The 16,717-nt window shown below is 47.4% G+C and carries 18 protein-coding genes; 2 read left to right on the top strand and 16 right to left on the bottom strand.

The window, feature by feature from the left end; genetic code table 11:
* Positions 1 to 1,296 (bottom strand): RNA-guided endonuclease InsQ/TnpB family protein (locus MC7420_RS42640; RefSeq protein WP_052307501.1); only part of this gene is annotated, 1,296 nt, incomplete at its 3' end.
* A gap of 29 nt (positions 1,297 to 1,325) precedes the next feature.
* Between MC7420_RS42640 and MC7420_RS18500 the strand changes: the two genes are divergently transcribed.
* The gene (locus MC7420_RS18500; RefSeq protein WP_232231730.1) at positions 1,326 to 1,514 is read left to right on the top strand and encodes a transposase; all 189 of its coding nucleotides are present in this window, start codon (positions 1,326 to 1,328) and stop codon (positions 1,512 to 1,514) included.
* A 110-nt stretch (positions 1,515 to 1,624) separates the two neighbouring features.
* Here the strand turns inward: MC7420_RS18500 and MC7420_RS18495 are convergent, their stop codons facing one another.
* The 14 genes from MC7420_RS18495 to MC7420_RS39950 form a co-directional block, all read right to left on the bottom strand.
* Entirely contained in the window at positions 1,625 to 1,843 is a 219-nt protein-coding gene (locus MC7420_RS18495) for a FeoA family protein (protein ID WP_044208130.1), read from the bottom strand.
* A complete protein-coding gene (locus MC7420_RS18490) occupies positions 1,844 to 3,295 on the bottom strand; it encodes a ferrous iron transporter B (protein WP_006102196.1) in 1,452 nt (483 codons plus the stop codon).
* A complete protein-coding gene (locus MC7420_RS18485) occupies positions 3,261 to 3,881 on the bottom strand; it encodes a FeoB small GTPase domain-containing protein (protein WP_006102259.1) in 621 nt (206 codons plus the stop codon). The genes MC7420_RS18490 and MC7420_RS18485 overlap by 35 nt, the downstream gene beginning before the upstream one ends.
* A 513-nt stretch (positions 3,882 to 4,394) precedes the next feature.
* A complete protein-coding gene (locus MC7420_RS18480) occupies positions 4,395 to 4,628 on the bottom strand; it encodes a hypothetical protein (RefSeq protein ID WP_044208127.1) in 234 nt (77 codons plus the stop codon).
* Positions 4,629 to 4,821: 193 nt separating this feature from the next.
* Positions 4,822 to 5,157, bottom strand: coding sequence for a hypothetical protein (locus MC7420_RS41605; RefSeq protein WP_232231729.1), 336 nt, complete (start codon positions 5,155 to 5,157; stop codon positions 4,822 to 4,824).
* A gap of 90 nt (positions 5,158 to 5,247) precedes the next feature.
* Complete coding sequence (locus tag MC7420_RS18470; protein WP_006102199.1) at positions 5,248 to 6,039, bottom strand: CPBP family intramembrane glutamic endopeptidase; 792 nt, start codon at positions 6,037 to 6,039, stop codon at positions 5,248 to 5,250.
* A 188-nt stretch (positions 6,040 to 6,227) separates the two neighbouring features.
* Positions 6,228 to 6,857, bottom strand: coding sequence for a hypothetical protein (locus MC7420_RS18465; protein WP_006102301.1), 630 nt, complete (start codon positions 6,855 to 6,857; stop codon positions 6,228 to 6,230).
* 66 nt (positions 6,858 to 6,923) lie between these two features.
* Positions 6,924 to 7,211 (bottom strand): PIN domain-containing protein, encoded by a 288-nt coding sequence (locus MC7420_RS18460; protein ID WP_006102362.1) that lies wholly within the window; start codon positions 7,209 to 7,211, stop codon positions 6,924 to 6,926.
* A gap of 56 nt (positions 7,212 to 7,267) precedes the next feature.
* Entirely contained in the window at positions 7,268 to 7,864 is a 597-nt protein-coding gene (locus MC7420_RS18455; RefSeq protein WP_006102228.1) for a Uma2 family endonuclease, read from the bottom strand.
* Positions 7,865 to 8,116: 252 nt separating this feature from the next.
* Positions 8,117 to 9,337, bottom strand: a complete 1,221-nt coding sequence (locus tag MC7420_RS18450) for a GIY-YIG nuclease family protein (protein ID WP_006102137.1) — start codon at positions 9,335 to 9,337, stop codon at positions 8,117 to 8,119.
* Positions 9,330 to 11,405 carry a DEAD/DEAH box helicase gene (locus MC7420_RS18445; protein ID WP_044208120.1) on the bottom strand — a complete coding sequence of 692 codons (2,076 nt, stop codon included), beginning with the start codon at positions 11,403 to 11,405 and terminating at the stop codon, positions 9,330 to 9,332. The genes MC7420_RS18450 and MC7420_RS18445 overlap by 8 nt, the downstream gene beginning before the upstream one ends.
* A gap of 30 nt (positions 11,406 to 11,435) precedes the next feature.
* On the bottom strand, positions 11,436 to 11,669 hold the full coding sequence (locus tag MC7420_RS18440; protein WP_006102157.1) for a YgiT-type zinc finger protein: 234 nt from the start codon (positions 11,667 to 11,669) through the stop codon (positions 11,436 to 11,438).
* A 170-nt stretch (positions 11,670 to 11,839) separates the two neighbouring features.
* Positions 11,840 to 12,250, bottom strand: a complete 411-nt coding sequence (locus MC7420_RS18435) for a type II toxin-antitoxin system VapC family toxin (protein WP_006102326.1) — start codon at positions 12,248 to 12,250, stop codon at positions 11,840 to 11,842.
* A gap of 8 nt (positions 12,251 to 12,258) precedes the next feature.
* Positions 12,259 to 12,498, bottom strand: coding sequence for a hypothetical protein (locus tag MC7420_RS39950; RefSeq protein ID WP_006102112.1), 240 nt, complete (start codon positions 12,496 to 12,498; stop codon positions 12,259 to 12,261).
* 162 nt (positions 12,499 to 12,660) lie between these two features.
* Here MC7420_RS39950 and MC7420_RS18425 point away from each other — a divergent pair, with 162 nt between their 5' ends.
* Positions 12,661 to 13,227 (top strand): Uma2 family endonuclease, encoded by a 567-nt coding sequence (locus MC7420_RS18425; protein ID WP_006102257.1) that lies wholly within the window; start codon positions 12,661 to 12,663, stop codon positions 13,225 to 13,227.
* A gap of 120 nt (positions 13,228 to 13,347) precedes the next feature.
* On the opposite strand, the gene MC7420_RS18420 is transcribed toward MC7420_RS18425, so the two are convergent.
* Positions 13,348 to 16,707 (bottom strand): DNA methyltransferase, encoded by a 3,360-nt coding sequence (locus MC7420_RS18420; RefSeq protein ID WP_006102167.1) that lies wholly within the window; start codon positions 16,705 to 16,707, stop codon positions 13,348 to 13,350.
* Positions 16,708 to 16,717 lie beyond the last annotated feature (10 nt).

Genomic DNA, 16,717 nt, shown 5'->3' with positions numbered 1-16,717 from the left:
TTTTAGGGTAGGGAACACGTCCAGCCCTACACGTTTTAGGTTGATAGCAGCATTAATGTCTCTATCAACCCAGATTTGCAACTGTTCATCCCAATACTCTCGAATCGAACAATCTGTGAATACAAACTCGTCTCGATAGCAGAGGATTTGGGAAGTATAAGCAGGATTCTTTTCAACGACCACAGCCCCAGCTTTTGCAGCTATGTAACTTAGCGTGGAAAAGAATTGTCCGAATGCAGCATCCAGCCAGGATTTGTTCAGTCCTGACTTTGCGGATTGCCCGTTGGGAAGGTATTTCCCGTCATCATCTTGTTTAGGTGCATTACGCTTGGTCAATCCTTTGAGGTTTAAGTCCTCACAGAAAAACACCTTCTTCCCGGTTCGCACCAATTTGTACGCTGTCTTGTACTGGAAATCTTGACGACTCCTAGCAATGCGCTGATGAAACCTTGCTTCTCTTTTGGCTAGTTTACGGCGACGGCGAGACCCTTTGTTTTTAGCGTTTCGCTTGGTCTGCAACTTCCCTAGCTTGTCGAGGTTTTTCCTCAGGGGCTTAAGAGAGGGGATGCTTTCACCTTCAGAGGTGGCAATATACACATCTTCGTTCAGGACAGCATCTAGTCCCATCGAATTGTCCCAAGTCGGGATTGTCTTATCTGGGGTAAAGTCTGGAACGGATGGGTCGTCTAAAATGAATGACACATACCAGCCGTCAGATTTGTTCGTAACACTGACCTGCTTGAGGTTAAAACCATCTGGTATCGGGCGATGAGTTCTCACCTTGACTAACCCAATCTTGGGAAGCCTTAGGTAGAGCCAACGACCGTTGACCGTGCAGAACTTCAACCACTCATTCTTTGCCCCATCAAAGACCATCGTGCGATAACGAGACTCGCTCTTAAACCGAGGCTTGCCAGAGCGTTTCCCATCCTTGTCCCCCTTGATGTATCGCTCGAATGCCTTGTCAACTCGCTTGCAGACATCCTGCAAGATAGTCGAATAGATATCACTGAAGTCTAAGAGTTCTCCTGACCATCTCACCAGTACCAAGTCTTCCTTGATGCTAGGTAGTTGATTCTTCTGGTTGTAGTAGTTGGGACGTTCCTTGAGTTCGGGCAAGTGACAAATCAGGGGACAGGAATTAACCGGACATCGGTTCTGCTCCCACCAATCCAGTCGTTCACCCAGCATCCGGTTGTACCAATAGCGACAAACCCTCAATCCATTGTTGAGGGAGATCTTTTGCTTGTCACTGGGATACAGGCGGTATTGGTAGGCTGTTTTCTTATTACCCACAGATGCAACTTTCTAAGTTCATCAATAACTTGAAGACTGTTACTAGTGGTAAGGTTAACAAGGAGTTTTCTGAGCATCTGGCTCAGTTCTTTTGGAAAAAGGATGACGATAGCAAAAGGGAATTCTGGAATGACTCCTATGCTATTGAGTCTGTGGGTGGAGCGAATATCGAGGTTCTGGAACGATATATTCGCGGACAGAATGCACCTACTCGTTAATCACTGGGGTATCGAACCCCAGTGATTAACCGCCTATCCATCCCAGCGCCGCCTTTCAGGACGGCGTGGGGCTTCCGGCGTTTTTGCTAAACCAGGTGACATTTGCCCTCTTAGCGATGCAAATAAATAATCTTTGCCATTTCCCGATCCAACGCCGCCCGCGTTCTGCCCACCTTAATAATATAAGAGGGAAACCGCTGCTCCAACAGAATCGGCATTCCAGGACTAATCCCCATCGCCATCAACTTCTGCAACGTCATCTCATCCTTCGTCTTCAACGCAGCAACGGTGCCGCTATTTCCCCGTTTAACCGATGCTAGTGCAATCATTTAAATCGTCACTCCTAATACATTTAACAAACCATTGACCAGATATCCCACAAAAAAGGCAAAGGGGAAAATAAACGCCACAATCGCCCAAGTTACTTTCGCCCCCCGCTCTTTCAACATCACTTGCAGTTGGGCAATACAAGGCAGAAACAGGGTCAATACAATCGCTGTCACCACCAACTGATTTCCTGTAAAAATTCCCTCTTGCTGCATATCAAACAACCCAGCTGCGCCGTAATCCCGCCGGAAGAAGCCATATAAAAAGATAGGTGCAGCTTCTCTGGGCAATCCTAACCCTAAAGCAATCGGCTCAATCCCCTGAATAATCAAGCCAAACAACCCGGTCAAACGCCCAAACCAAATAATCACTGATGCCCAAATAAATAGAGGCAAAATCTCCAAGAAATACCACTTCATTCTGAGATAGGTTTTCACCAGAATGTTTTGCAGTTTGGGAAAGCGCAAGGGGGGAATTTCCATGTAGAAACTAGCCGGGTTTCCCGGAAGCATTCGGGCGCTTAAATAGCCCGTAATCATAAAAATTGCCGCAATCACTCCTCCCCAAATCAACAACGCCGCAGGTTTTTGGGCTAATAATCCCACAATTACCCCCCACTGTGCCGCACAGGGAATGGCTAAGGAGAGTAAAAACGTGGCAATTAATCGTTCCCGTGTCGTTTCCAGGGTTCGCGTGACTAAGGTTGCCATCGTATCACAGCCCAATCCCAACACAATCGGAATCACCGCCCGCCCCGATAACCCGATCGCTTTAAACAGGTTATCCAGCATCAGGGATAATCGCGGCAGATAGCCACTGTCTTCTAGGAAGGAAAACATGAAAAAGAATGTGGCAACCACAGGTAAGACAATCGCCACAGCATAGCGAATCCCTAGCGTAATAATCCCGTAGTCGTTGGCAATTAAATCCTGTAAAGGTTGCCAGGGCAAAATTACCGTTACCGTTTGGTTGACAACGGGATTAATATATGTCTCAAAAAAGGTTTCAATGGTATCCACCATCGTCCCCGCGCCGAATTCGCCGACAAATTTGTAAACCCCGTAATAGAGAATCGCCAGCAAAATCGGAAATCCTGTCCACGGATTCACCGTGAGTTGGTGTAGTCGTTCCGCTAAGGGGGTTTTGCCTTGATTCGATTCGCTGAGGACAATTTGTTCGATCGCCCACGCCCGTTGCTGACGCGCCTTAGCAATAACTGCGATTAGCGGTTCATCCAACTGACTCTCAGCATCTGCGATCGCGGCTTTGATTTCCGCTTCTGTCTCCTGAATCTGAAGTTGTTGCCAAAGTGCCGGATCTTTTTGCAACAAGAGTAGGGCAATACTACGCCGGGATAGGGGATAATCCTGGGATAGCGACAATCGTGATAACAATGACTCCAGTTTCGCGATCGCCCCCTCAATAGGTTCCGGATAAGCAACCTGACTTAACATAATCACCCACCTTATATTTCAAATCTCGTAAACCAACATTCAGTGCAGCTGCCATAGTGACAACCGGAATCCCTAATTCCATCTCCAGATGATCCCGGTGAATCTCAATCCCCAGTTGTTCGGCTTCATCGATCATGTTGACGGCTAACAGCACCGGCAAACCCGCTTCAATAAGCTGAAACGTCAACGGAAGCATTCGCCCTAAGTTTTTGGCATCGACGACGTGAATCACCAAGTCTACAGGTTCGCTGAGTAATAAATCCCGCGATACTTTTTCCTCTTCGGTAATCGGGAGTAGGGAATACATTCCCGGCGTATCCACCACCGCAAACGGGCGATCCCCAACCGTCATCTGACCCCTGGAGACTTCCACTGTTGTACCGGGATAATTTGACACGGTGACATAGGTTCCCGTCAGGGCATTAAACAGAACACTTTTACCCACATTGGGCGTTCCCACCAAAGCCACTTGGGGAATGGGTTCAGTTTTCAGAGGTGATGGTTGCGGCGGTTTTCCCCACCATTTCCAGCCAACCCCTCTTTTGGGCTTACTGTGGCAGGTGTTCTGACATTTGTGACATTCCATATCGTCTTGACTCCAATGATAGGATGCGAATTCTGCAACTTGTTAAAAGTAATTCTCATTAAGTTTAGTCAATAATGACCTAGATTTCTGTATCAGGTCTACCTTTTATAAAAGCTTAATATTTGGGGGAAGAGGAACCTCTCTTCTTTGAGATTCATTGATCGGAGCTTGACGCGAAGCCTTCTTCCTTGTCCTGATCAAAGTTTAAACCTATTATCTCAGTCTGACAAGATAAATAAAAGCTGAAACAGATTCTCTTTAGTGTTCCAGGGATTGGTGGTAACGTAGCGCTGGTTAGGCACGAAATATATAGTAATTTACCGAAATATTTTTTAATAAATGTTGAGAATAAGTCACTTGAAGGTGAAGTCGGGTGGGCAAGAGTGATCAACCTGGAAATGCTCAGGTTATCAAGAGAGTGTTATTGCCCACCTCAATCTTCTGTATACCGTCACCCCTTCACCTCATCACCCCCTCTTTGGTGAACTGATGAGTGCTTGCAGCCAAATTGCCCTAGGATGACGAGTGACTTGCCGTATACCGTTGTTCTGCCAGATCTCGGATCAGAGACAAGCGATTATAGAGATAGTCATTCAAAATATGCATTTCCTCTGAATTGAGACCTCGCTCTTGTTTGAATTGCTTGAGTATCCACTGAACGAGACTAGCATCGTCGAGTTTCAGTAGCAGGTTAGTTTGAGTCGTTTCAATTAAAGACCACAACTGACGCAGCATTGTGGGAGTCATACAATCTCCTTCCTTAGGTAAAGTGGCAGCAGCCGAGAAATAAAGCTGGTTTTCCAGCGCTGTGTCGCGATCTGGCAAAGAACACGACTCCTTTAAGAATTACTTAAGGATTGCTTGGTTTTTTTTACCATAACTCATCTCGAACAACCCAACTCACGATTGTACTGAGGATGATACAAGAGTTACCAAAGCCTTAACAAACTGAAAAATTACTTTGTAAAACTGACCAGCTATGTCGATTGACTGGGCGATCTGTCGGTGAAGACTCGGACTGGTAATGATTTCGGGGAAGTTCCTTGTCATCGGATGGAATGCCCAGGGCAATGTGCACAGCGGCGGCCAGCGCCATGACTGCCAGAGGCAAGAAAAACGAGAGAGCCAGCCAGCGCCAGCCAAGCCGCCATTGAAGAGAACGCCAGAGCCAACTATGCAGCCCGTTCTGTCCACTGGCATACCTCACCACAGAGATCGCCGCGATACCGGGGCCAAAAATCCCCGGGATAAACAGCACCATACCTAAGGTGGGCAACTGTGGTCTAACAACCGAAGAAAGCAGCCAGCAGGCCCAAGACCATTGTGTTAATCACTCAGGAGCCTAACGGTTAGTTGGAACCAGATTTTAGCCCGCACAAACTCTTTTTCGGCGAGAGAGATTCGTTCTTCCAAACACGGCGATCAGGATGATAGCCACCACACAATTCAGAAGGACATACGAGATAGCAGACACTCCAGGTATAAATGCTCCAAATATGTTCAGCGAACCATGAAAAAGTGCCACGAGCAAAATACTGCCTTTAGTACTGTTGTAAATCCAAGTATAGATAAAAGCATTGGTCACGATGATGATGAACCAGAGGAAAGGAAACTCAGACATCGGGTTGCCTACCAAAAAGACAAGCGGCAAATGCCAAAAACCCCACAATATGCCCACTATGAGGGTGGCAGTCAAGGCATTATGTCGTTTCTGCAATCGTGGCAATGCGAAACCACGCCACCCAATTTCTTCACAGGTATTGGCGAAGAAATTAATCACGAAACCAAAAATGGCGAAGAAAGATAAATTGCCTTGTGGCACTGCGATTGTTACGGGCAAGCTAAGTAATTTTGTGACGACTTGTGCCGCAATTAAAAGAACAACAGGACCCAGCACCGCTACGATGTACCAGACTAGACCAACCCGCCATTGAATAAGCCCCTTATCAAATTCTTGCACCCCTGTCTTCCCATCGGCCACTTGTGACACAATAACAGCCGCAAGCGCAGGTCCAACGGCATAAAAGATGGAAAACAACTGAAAGTAAGGACTGTCAAATGGGGCAATATCTCGCGAGCCTAAGGCTGCTGATATCATGCCAAGCCATGAGAAGCTAAACGCTAAGATGTAGAACCAAGTTACGGGATGTTTTTTCATTACAAGTTGCCTTGACAGGTTTAGTTTTCATAGCTCTTATAGCACTACGCACACACGTTAGGACAAATGAAGAAAAATTTAAATCGCTCAATCCCTTATACGGTAAGCTTCTTTCTTCAAAGAAAGCCCATTGCCTATTGCCTATTGCCCATTGCCTAGCGCGTAGCGCTATATCTATTGCTCCCCTCTTAATCGCTTCTAGTGCTTAATCGGGCTGGCTGTTTTAATAGACCGATGATAGAAACTAGGGCTATTAAGCCAGGAGCCGCTAGCCACAGCCAGAAACCCAACAATAATTGATTCAGAGTAAATTCAGAAACGCCACCACTATCAGCGGGTAATTTGAACCAAAATGCTGAAAATGTTCCTCCAAAACCAATAAGAACGGCGGCTATTCCAGCTATAGCTGAGAACCTGTATCGTTGCATTATAAAAGTGATGCAGCACAACCAATAGAGTGGATTAGCGAACCATCCAATCGCGGGAATTTGCAGGAAAAGTAATCCAATAATGCCAAAGAAAGTCAGTTCGATCCCCTTCATGGCATAAACGTCATTAGGGTCAGAGGGACTCACGCCAACAGAGTCTGTAGGAACTACATTAAACAAAAGGCAAGGTAGCGCAAGTGCTATGCCATATAGGAAAAGCGATAATACTAGAAATCCTCGGAGTTTAGTGAGAGTAGCGGGGGGAATGGTTGCGGTTTTTGGAGCAGTGCATTGTTCGTCCATGCTTGCTGTCAGTTTATCAATCAGGATTGCTTTGTCAGCATCAGGGAGGGCAGTGGCTTCGGCAATGAGTTCGTTTAGGGTTAGCATTGGCTCGTTTTGCACTAAATAGATAACCTCATTTTAACGTTAGAATGCTTGGAAAAAGAAAGCCCTTTACCTTCTAGGAAAGCTTAAGCAATGTAGAACATCGTGTATAAGTCCTTGCACCATGAGTTCAATGAACTGACTGGAGACTTGCCGATCAATCGGCAGGTTGTGCAGTAGATTTAGGTGTTTTTGGATTCTGAGTAATTCGGCTTTGTTGAGCGCACCGTAGTAGAGTTCGGCTTGGGCAATCACGCTGATTGCTAGTTGCGCGATGCCGATCTGTCTTAGCTCCTGGACGATCGCGGGATTGCCTTTATAGAATTCTATAAGTACATTCGTATCACAAAGGATCATGACTTGGTTTCTCTCCAAGCTTCGGCGCGGAGGGATTCGGCGGTAGGGAATAGAGTTTAGAGTAATTGAGTTGATTCAGTTTCTGGGTTGAGGTCGAGGTTGCGATAGATTTGCTCAATGGGAAAATTTAGATTGATGCTTTTGAGTTCGATGGTGTCGCCTGCTTGGTAGTTAATGATCAGCCATTCGCCTGTCTCTTTTTTGTGATACAAATCGATTTCGAGGCGGGTGGAACTGACTAACAAATAGTCTTGTAGGGCTGGATTATGGCGATACATTCTAAATTTGCTGCCTCTGTCATAGGCTTCGGTGCTGGGGGAAAGAACTTCAACGACTAAGCAGGGATAGGTAATGTATTGGGTTGTGGTTTTGTCGCGATCGTCGCAAGTGACGCTGGCATCGGGGTAGGTGTAGTTATTAGTCTCAACAATATTAATTTTGATGTCAGAATTGCCCGTGATGCAACTGCTATTTTCTAGGTGATTATCAAACATGGCTGTAAGTCTAATGGCAAGGCGACCATGATTAACACTACCGCCACTCATGGCATAAACTTGACCGTCGATCAGCTCGTGTTTTTCTAGTTGCTGTTCTTCCCAAGTGAAGTATTCTTCAGGGGTTAGGGTGGGGAATTTTTCTGGGGCTGCAATCATGGTTTCGTGACCTCCTAAGTTTGTCGCTGCTTGGGGGTAGTTTAGTTCTGGGTTATTTGGTTTGATTTTAACAAGCTAAACAAACATTTTTTGCAGCAAGCCTTTTTTGAATTGTTCTATACTCTCAATCTGCTGCCCCACTGCTTCAATATAAAGCGGTTTCATGAAAATACAAAATTATATAAAGATTATGTAAGGAGAGTCGCGGTTTAGATTAAACCGTCTTCGTGAAGCTGTTCTCTTTGGATGGTATTACGATCGCGTGAGACTTGCGGTTTCTGGATCGTAGCGAAATTGATCGATTGTTCCTGCCTTGATTTTGGCAATGACTTCTTCAATCGCTTCTAAGGGAACGAGAAACCACTCTCTCGGCTGTACGGGAATGCCAAAGCGATCGCGCAATTCCATATCTAAACGAACATTGTCGAAAAACTTGTGCAGGAGTGCTTCCAGTTTCTTTGGGTTGATATTAGCCAGTTTGAAGGTAGCGACGATTTCTACCTCTGCGAGTAGGTAGGTTGGGTCTTTTTTCGCGTTGGCAATTCGTTTTTTGACATCACCGACCGTGACACCAATTTTGTGGACTAACTCATAATTCTGAACAATGAAGGGATCGTCGGATTTGCTTCTCAGCACATAGATGTAGCCCGTTGTGATATCGTCTTCGGCTTCTGTTTGGGCAAACAGGGGCAGGGAACTAAAATCAGGGTTGGTGATGCGACGACTGGTTTTGTCTTTATTTAATGCCCGTTGGAGCGATCGCAGCAAGAGATTACTCTCTGTCCCGTTGTCGTAAATGACTCGTAACCTGCGGTCGGGGCGACCATAATCGCTAATAAACGGTTCACCGAGATCGGCAACAATCAACTTCTGCCCATCCAGAATAAAGAAATCCCCCTGATTGACCGTGGCATCATCCCGATATTTCAGGGTTTCTCTAGCCCCAGTTTCTAAGTCCTGCTGCACTTTTTTAAAGATAGGTTTGAACTGTTTAAAGTCCTGACAGGGGGTGCGTTGGGCAATTTCTTCGGCAGCTTTAATCTCCTGACGCGATTTGCCTCCGGCAACGCTACGCGATCGCACATGGGTAAGCTGGGTAATATCGTTCCCTGGTGTTGCCTCAACCCCCAGGGAGGTTAACAGGGCTTCATCATCCAGATCTGTTTCTGGAGGGAGGTTAAAATCGGTGTCAGCATTGAGGATACCCCGTGAGTCTAACGGTTCGAGGAGGGCGCGACATTCCTCCGAGTTCCGTAGACGATCTAAGCGCACGGCGTAGATGCGCTCAAAAATATCGCGGTCTTCCCCGTGTTGAGGAAGTCGCCCTTGTTCGGTGACAAAGCGTTCGATTTCCTCAAATCCAGCGATGATCCGTTCTTCTCTGGGGGTGCGCTTGACTTGGGGTGGAGGGGCGGTATCTACTCCTAATTCGGCGAGTAGGTCTATATCCTCATCAGTGGTGTGTTTAACCATTTTTTTCCTCCTTCACTTTGCGTTGTAGGAAAGCCACCCCTTCTGCCATGCGTTTTTCCCAGGGGTCTGTTGCTGTGAGGGAGGGTAATCGTCCCCGTTCCTGCTTGAATCGCTTTGCTCGTTTGGCGAGTTCTCTGGCTTCATCAACCGAGAGGCTGACCCGCTTGGCAGCAATCACTGCCGCGACTTGCTTGAGCCGTTCTTCGCTCATGGACTTAGCTAGGATAGCGTAGGCTTCCCCAAAGGGATTGATGCGATCGATCAAATCCATGTCCAGTTCCGTGACCGAGAGGGCGAACTGCCTTACCCCGTCGATAAGGGCGGTGTTTTTTGTCCCTTCGCCATCATTGGAATTCACATTATACGTCCCACCCTTTTCATTTACGGTTTGCTTGGCTTGTTGGACGAGGTTAAGCGCCGCGATCGCGTGTTGACGAACTGCTTCTCGATCTTCCTGCTCAAATTCTGGAAACTTCTCTTTGATAATTTTGCCCATCCGCACCTGGGTCAGTTCTTCTGGCACCAGTTCTTCGTCAAATAGACCGCGCTCGATGGTAGGCTTATCTTGGACAAAAGCTGTCACCAGTTCGGTTAAGTCCTCCCGACAAACCCGTTGGGCTTCCTGGCTTTTGGGTTCAGCGAGTCCTTTAATTTCCAGTTGAATTTGTCCCGTTTCTGCATTGACTCCCACATTACACCCCTGGGGATTGTAGCCATTTTCTCCGTAGTCAAAGCCAGGGGTGGGTTGATTGCTGGGGTTTTTCGGTTTGAACTCGAAGCGGGGAGCAAGTACCTGTTCCATCAAGAGGCTGGCAGCAATGGCTTTGAGGGTGTCGTTCACTGCCTCAGTCACGGCAGTTTCGCTGGCATCCGGTTCAGCGATGAGGTTGGTGAAACGGGCGCGGGTTTTCCCTGGGGCATCACGGGTGGCGCGACCGATGATTTGGACAATCTCGGTGAGGCTGGAACGATAGCCGATGGTAAGGGCGTGTTCGCACCAAATCCAGTCAAAGCCTTCCTTTGCCATACCCAGGGCGATAATGATATCCACGCGATCGCGCTTATTTTTCTGTCTGGGGTCTTTCAGGGTAGCTGTGACTTTATCTCGCTTGCTGGGGTCGTCGTCTACAAGGTCGGCAATCTTCAAGACTTTACCATCGGCGGTTTGTACCAGTTGAAACCCCGTTGCGGGGTCAGTTCCCTGCCATTCCCCTAGTTCCTCGATAATGTGTTCGACTTCGCGGATTTTATCTTTGGTACTTTCGCGGGAGTTGACATTAGGGATGTGGATAATGGTCTTCTCCTGGGGATTGAGTACCTCCATGATGGCGTCAGTGTAGCTTCCTGCATAGAAGTAGTAGCCGATATCCAGTTGTTTCAGGTATTGGTAGCCGTTGAGTTGTTCGTAATAGGTGTAGGTGACGGTATCAAATCTCGCCTCATCATCTGGATGTAGCACCGCTTCGGCATCCCCGCGAAAATAAGAACCTGTCATCGCGACAATGTGGGTTTGGTCGCGGCTCATCAGTTGACGTATAATATCGCCTAGTTTGTTGTCTGGGTTGGCGGAAATGTGGTGAAACTCATCGACGGCAATTAAGCGGTTATCCAGGGCTTCCACCCCAAATTTATCTACGGCAAAGCGAAAGGTGGCATGGGTACAGACCAGCACTTTGGCATCACTATCAAGGAATTTCCGCACTGCGTCCACCTTACCGCCATCATTACCCGGTGCGTCGCAGAGGTTCCACTTTGGTTCAACTTGCCAATCTCCCCAGAAGCCAAACTGACTCAGGGGTTCATTGTGAAAACTTGCGCCGATGGACTTTTCAGGGACAACAATAATGGCTTGTTGTAATCCCTGGTTTTCCAGCTTATCCAGGGCGATGAACATGAGGGCGCGACTTTTGCCAGACGCAGGGGGGGATTTAATCAACAGGTATTGTTCCCCCCGCTTTTGGTAAGCCCGTTCCTGCATCGGGCGCATCCCTAGCTCATTGAGGCGAGTAGAAGTGCCAGCTTGGGCGTAGGTGACGGAAACGGCGGGAATGGTGTTAGGTTTGGTCATGGGCAAGGGAGAAATTTTTTGGCAGAGGATTTATGCTACATTTTTTGAATAGTTGTACACCGGAACGCGGATAAAATGGTCGGGTTCTGGGTGATCTAAAAGGGTCTGTTGTAAACGTTCTACGGTTGAGGGGGAGAAAAACTGTTCCCCTGTTTCTTCATTAACACGGGCAGGGACGTTTTCGATCACAATAATTTGACCATTCAGATTTAAGGTGTAGGTTACTTGTTTCTCAACATAAGCTGCTTGTGAGTTAGGCGTCATCGCTATTTAGTCTCCTTTGCGTAAAGTTGTTATTCCATTTTTTGGGGTTGGGTTCGTATAGTGTAATAGTAGTGCGAGCATCTTGCTCGCTACCCATTCCAAATTTAAATGCGTTTTAGCTTAGGACGAGAGCATTGTCTGCCGTAGGCATCGCGTTGTTCATCGGTTTTCTACTCAAGTTGGTTTAACAGTTCTGTGGGAGAATAAACAGGGAGGGGACTGTTGAGAAAATCTTCGCGATCGCGGGTTACAATGCCGTCAAGTTGAGATAAAGTCGCGCAGGCGAGTTGAATGCCATCTTCAAAGTCAATGAGGTCAAAGCTAAGGGCTGTTTCGATAGTCTGACGGTCAACAGAACAGAGTCTTAGACCGCTTAAAAGTTGCTTGATTGCTTCGAGGGCAACTGCACGACCTTCTATTTTGCGGATGATGTAGAAAATATTGGTGATGGTAGTAGCTGCAATGTAGCCCTCTAAATTACCTTGTTCAATCTTTTGGAAAAGTCTCACTGCCTCTTCAACAAAGGGTTCTCGTTCCGAAATTAGATCGATGACAACATTGGTATCAATGAGAATTTTCACGAGAAAGGTTACTGATATTTTTGAGCTAAATAATCGGTGTACTCTGCTTGCAGTTCTTCATCACTGGGGGTTTGGCTAGAACGTTTAGCAATACCTCGGAGTTGGGTGAGAGTACCGGGGGGAATAGTTGCGGTTTTTGAAGCCGTGCGTTGTTCGTCCATGCTTGCTGTCAGTTTATCAATCAGGATTGCTTTGTCAGCATCAGGGAGGGCAGTGGCTTCGGCAATGAGTTGGTCTAGGGTTAGCATTGGCTAGTTTAACGCGAAGAAACTGGTTTAATTTTATCATTTGCCCTGATTGAGATTGGGCTTGACTTGCTGTTGGAGGCGCGTAGGCGTAGCCTGCTGAATGCATTGCGCTTTTTGAACTAAATTAAAAACAGGACTACCCAATTCACCCCTTCCTCATCCATGATTGCTACCCCAGACAATTATTACCTCTCTCCTGACGAGTACCTCCAACTCGAAGCCACCAGCGACACCAAACACGAATATCGCAATGGTGAAGCCTACGCTATGGCGGGGACAACCGACAGCCATAATACGATTGCTGGAAACCTCTACACCCTGCTGCGTAGCCACCTACGGGGGTCAGACTGTCGCGTCTATTTTGCCGATGTCAAAGCCAGACTTGAAGAGTGCAACTGTTACTACTATCCTGATTTGATGGTGACTTGTGACCCCCGCGACGCAGAAACCACTACCTATAAGCGTTATCCCAAACTAATCATTGAAGTTCTCTCTGACTCTACCGAAGCCTTTGACCGAGGGGATAAATTCATCGACTATCAAACCCTCGACAGTCTGCAAGAATATGTCTTGATTAGTACCAGACAGCAACGGGTAGATTGTTACCGTCGTACCGAGGAAGGGCTGTGGTTATTTCAATTCTATGCCCCCAGTCACAATACTTTTCACCTGACTAGCCTTGAGTTTGAAGCTGAGTTGACTAACCTGTACGAAGACATTGCTTTCTGATTGCCCTCACCCTAAATCCCTCTCCCAAAACAGGAGAGGGACTTTGAAACAGATTCTCCTTCTTGCTCCCCTTCTCCCAGATTGGGAGAAGGGGCTGGGGGATGAGGGCGAATACTACGTTTAGGAAGATTTCGGCGCGGTCATTTTCGTATAAAGTTCAAACAGTTTCTCTAAGCGTTCGGTATCGTTTTTAAAGCGACGACCGATATAGATACGCTCTAATACTTCATCATTGCGATCGTGGGCTTCTCGCACTAGGGGAAACTCTTTGTCCATGCGCTCTGGGTCGTACATATCGGCAATGGTAGCAGGGAAATACTGTTCCCGCGCCAGGAGGATGTCTTCGGCGCAACGGGTGAGGTCGGTTTTGTTTTGTTCGGTAAGGGTGGGGACGGGGAAAGTATTCCAGCCAAGGGTGTTGGAGTAAGAAAATCGCATTTCGAGGCGGACGCAAACTGTGCCAATCCAGACCCAGTGGAGACGGGAGGCGATTAATGCCATGTTCCAGAGTGGGGCATCATATAGGGCAAAGTTCCTGTCTCCAATAATTGTCCCACCCTCTACTATGCCAATCGGTAGATAAGGACGGTTCTCTGAACTAACTCGCGGAACTACAATTACTCTTTCATTACCACGCTGGCGAACTTCACCAAAACGATATGGAGTATCTGCGAGTTGCTGGGTTGTCTGTCGATTGGAAGTTTCTCTTTTGATGCGAACAGATTCAAACCTGTCGCTTAACCAAGCATTATGTTTAGCTTCAGGGTATTCCTCATCATTGATCCAAATACAACGACGTTGCTGACCCTTAATAAATTCTTGAGAACCTATAAAGGGTCGTATAAAATGGGACTTTACTTGATGCTTTTTAGTGGCATTCTCGGCTTCAATCTGATCCAATAGCAAAAAACCACCTTCATTCGGCATATTACCGAAACTCATCTCATGCACAGAGGATATAGGTTTTGAGACAGATTGAATTATTGTGTTTACCCCTGCGATTAAGTAGGGATTTATATTGTTAGTTTCCTTAAGAGTTGTTTCGCTGTTTGCCTCAACAGAATATAGTTTGCGCGTTGAACCTGCATCATTTGTAATGCCGACAATAACGACTGTCACTCCTGCATTGTAACTAGCAAGATTTGACCATTTGAGATTGGTGTATGCGAATATAATTTCATGTTTGCTTTCGAGAATTAGACTCCATAGAGTTTCAACTTGTCGTCCTTGACAAATAGAGTTCGTCGATACAAATGCAGCAGCAGCGTTAGTCTGCGTCCCATAATCCGCAGCTTTCATAAACCAACCCGCCACATAATCTAAAGACTTCCATTTCTTCGTCCGCCCCTCGAAAATGCCCTTGAGGTCTGCCTTTTGCTCCTTCGATTGCCACTGACTACCCTTATAAGGCGGATTCCCACAAATATAAGTTCCCCCCCCCTCATTCTCAAACTCAATCTCTGCCTCATCCCGCGTTTCCTGCCACAAATCCAAATCCTCCCGTTGCACCCTCACCCCCTTATCCGTCGGCGGACACAAACTCAACCAATCCAACCGCAACGCATTCCCACAGGTAATCCAGTTGTCCGCCTTCAACGGCAAAAACTCCGCCAACGCCAACCGTTGACCCCGATACAACACATCACACTGATACTCCGCAATAATCAACGCCAACCGCGCAATCTCACAGGAAAAATGCCGAATCTCAATCCCCCGAAAATTCGTCAACGGAATCTCCGAAGCCCGGTCTGCTTCACCCCTGCGCTGGTTAATCTCCGCCTCAATTGCTCGCATTTCCTTGTAAGCAATCACCAAAAAATTCCCCGACCCACAAGCCGGGTCGAACACCCGAATCCGCGCTATCCGTTTCCGCAAATTCAGCAACTTGCGCCCATTATCTCCCGCCTCTACCAATTGCTCCCGCAAATCATCCAAAAACAACGGATTCAACACCTTGAGGATATTCGGCACACTGGTATAGTGCATCCCCAACGCCCCGCGCTCGTCTTCATCCGCTACCGCCTGAATCATCGAGCCGAAAATATCCGGGTTGATCTTCGTCCAGTCGAGATTGCCTACATGAAGCAAGTAAGATCGAGCAATCCGGCTAAAACGTGGCACGATAAGACCCTCACCCCCAGCCCCTCTCCCAGATGGGGAGAGGGGAGTCGGAGTTTCTTGTCCCCCTTCCCCCTGCTTGGGGGAAGGGGTTAGGGGATGGGGGCTAAACCCCTGACGCACGACTGCCAAAGCCTCAGCTAAATTCGTCTCCACCAACTCACTCGAAACCCGAACAACCTTGAGTCCTAACGACTCCAACAACTCCTGACGCTGTTGATCCGCCTCTTGCTGTGATTTATGGATACCTCCATCCACCTCCACAATTAGCCGTTCTGTTCCACAAAAGAAATCAACAATAAATGCGCCAATGGGCTGTTGCCGTCGAAATTTTCGTCCTTCTAGTTTGCGTCCCCGCAGAGCTTGCCAGAGGATATTTTCACTAGGAGTAGGTTCCTTGCGGAACTGACGAGCAACTTCGGTCATTTTTTTCTTGAGTGCAGGGGGAATCTCCCAGTATTTGCCCTCACTCATAGTCTCTTGTCCCCCTTCCCCCTGCTTGGGGGAAGGGGCTAGGGGATGGGGGTATTTTCCTAAACTATTACCCTCACCCCCAGCCCCTCTCCCAGATGGGGAGAGAGGAGAAGGGGTTAGGGGGTGAGGACTAAACAGCCCCCCATTCACATAGGGAAAGCCATTCGCCCAGTTGCGGATTCCTGCCTTTTCCCGTTGCTTGAGCGGGGTTGCCATTGCCCGAAATAGCTCCGACAACACCTCATGGGTATTCGACAAATCCCCCGCACTCATCTGCGCGATGGTATCGGTGAATAGGTTGTTACTGTAAAAAATATTCGTATCTTCGGCGAAAAAGCAGAAAATCAGCCGAGCCATCAAATGGTTGAGTTCCTCCCGACGTTCTGCGCTGTCCCAGTCGGGATTCTGATTGAGCAGTTCGACGTAGAGTTTATTGAGTCGCCCTGTCGCCTTAATATCAAAGGCATTTTCCCGAATTTGCTTAACCGTCGTAATCCCCGCCAACGGTAAAAAGAAACCAAAATGGTTATGAAACTCAGGATAGTCACAGACAATAGTTTCTCCATCAGCTAAATTTTCCGCTTCCAGGCTTTTGCCATCTGTCGCTAAGATAAACTTTGCCTTTTGTTTCGCGGTGGCTGGACTCTCCCGCAAAGCCGTGAGAGTATCGGTTACTTCCCCTGGTAAGCAAACCTTAATGTGGATATTATTGCGCTGGAGAACCCCACCGAGGTCAGATTTGTTGGTACTGTTGCGCTTACTCTTGAGCCGTTGAATCGTCGTTTTCTTATTCCCAAACGCTTCAAGAAACGCAAAGGGAAATTCCTCTGGATCAAAGGGAGCTTCAGCGAGTTGGGAAACGGCTTCTTCGATTTCGACTGCATTCATAGCTCTAACG

The organism is Coleofasciculus chthonoplastes PCC 7420 (genome assembly GCF_000155555.1).
GTDB classification, from domain to species: Bacteria; Cyanobacteriota; Cyanobacteriia; order Cyanobacteriales; family Coleofasciculaceae; genus Coleofasciculus; species Coleofasciculus chthonoplastes_A.
Note: the sequence above shows the minus strand (reverse complement) of the source record. Positions and strands in the feature narration are given on the sequence as shown.

Coding starts and splice junctions, on each gene's coding strand:
- MC7420_RS18495 (WP_044208130.1), bottom strand. CDS start 1,843: ATGATTGCACTAGCATCGGTTAAACGGGGAAATAGCGGCACCGTTGCT.
- MC7420_RS18490 (WP_006102196.1), bottom strand. CDS start 3,295: ATGTTAAGTCAGGTTGCTTATCCGGAACCTATTGAGGGGGCGATCGCG.
- MC7420_RS18485 (WP_006102259.1), bottom strand. CDS start 3,881: ATGGAATGTCACAAATGTCAGAACACCTGCCACAGTAAGCCCAAAAGA.
- MC7420_RS18480 (WP_044208127.1), bottom strand. CDS start 4,628: ATGACTCCCACAATGCTGCGTCAGTTGTGGTCTTTAATTGAAACGACT.
- MC7420_RS18470 (WP_006102199.1), bottom strand. CDS start 6,039: ATGAAAAAACATCCCGTAACTTGGTTCTACATCTTAGCGTTTAGCTTC.
- MC7420_RS18465 (WP_006102301.1), bottom strand. CDS start 6,857: ATGCTAACCCTAAACGAACTCATTGCCGAAGCCACTGCCCTCCCTGAT.
- MC7420_RS18460 (WP_006102362.1), bottom strand. CDS start 7,211: ATGATCCTTTGTGATACGAATGTACTTATAGAATTCTATAAAGGCAAT.
- MC7420_RS18455 (WP_006102228.1), bottom strand. CDS start 7,864: ATGATTGCAGCCCCAGAAAAATTCCCCACCCTAACCCCTGAAGAATAC.
- MC7420_RS18450 (WP_006102137.1), bottom strand. CDS start 9,337: ATGGTTAAACACACCACTGATGAGGATATAGACCTACTCGCCGAATTA.
- MC7420_RS18445 (WP_044208120.1), bottom strand. CDS start 11,405: ATGACCAAACCTAACACCATTCCCGCCGTTTCCGTCACCTACGCCCAA.
- MC7420_RS18440 (WP_006102157.1), bottom strand. CDS start 11,669: ATGACGCCTAACTCACAAGCAGCTTATGTTGAGAAACAAGTAACCTAC.
- MC7420_RS39950 (WP_006102112.1), bottom strand. CDS start 12,498: ATGCTAACCCTAGACCAACTCATTGCCGAAGCCACTGCCCTCCCTGAT.
- MC7420_RS18425 (WP_006102257.1), top strand. CDS start 12,661: ATGATTGCTACCCCAGACAATTATTACCTCTCTCCTGACGAGTACCTC.
- MC7420_RS18420 (WP_006102167.1), bottom strand. CDS start 16,707: ATGAATGCAGTCGAAATCGAAGAAGCCGTTTCCCAACTCGCTGAAGCT.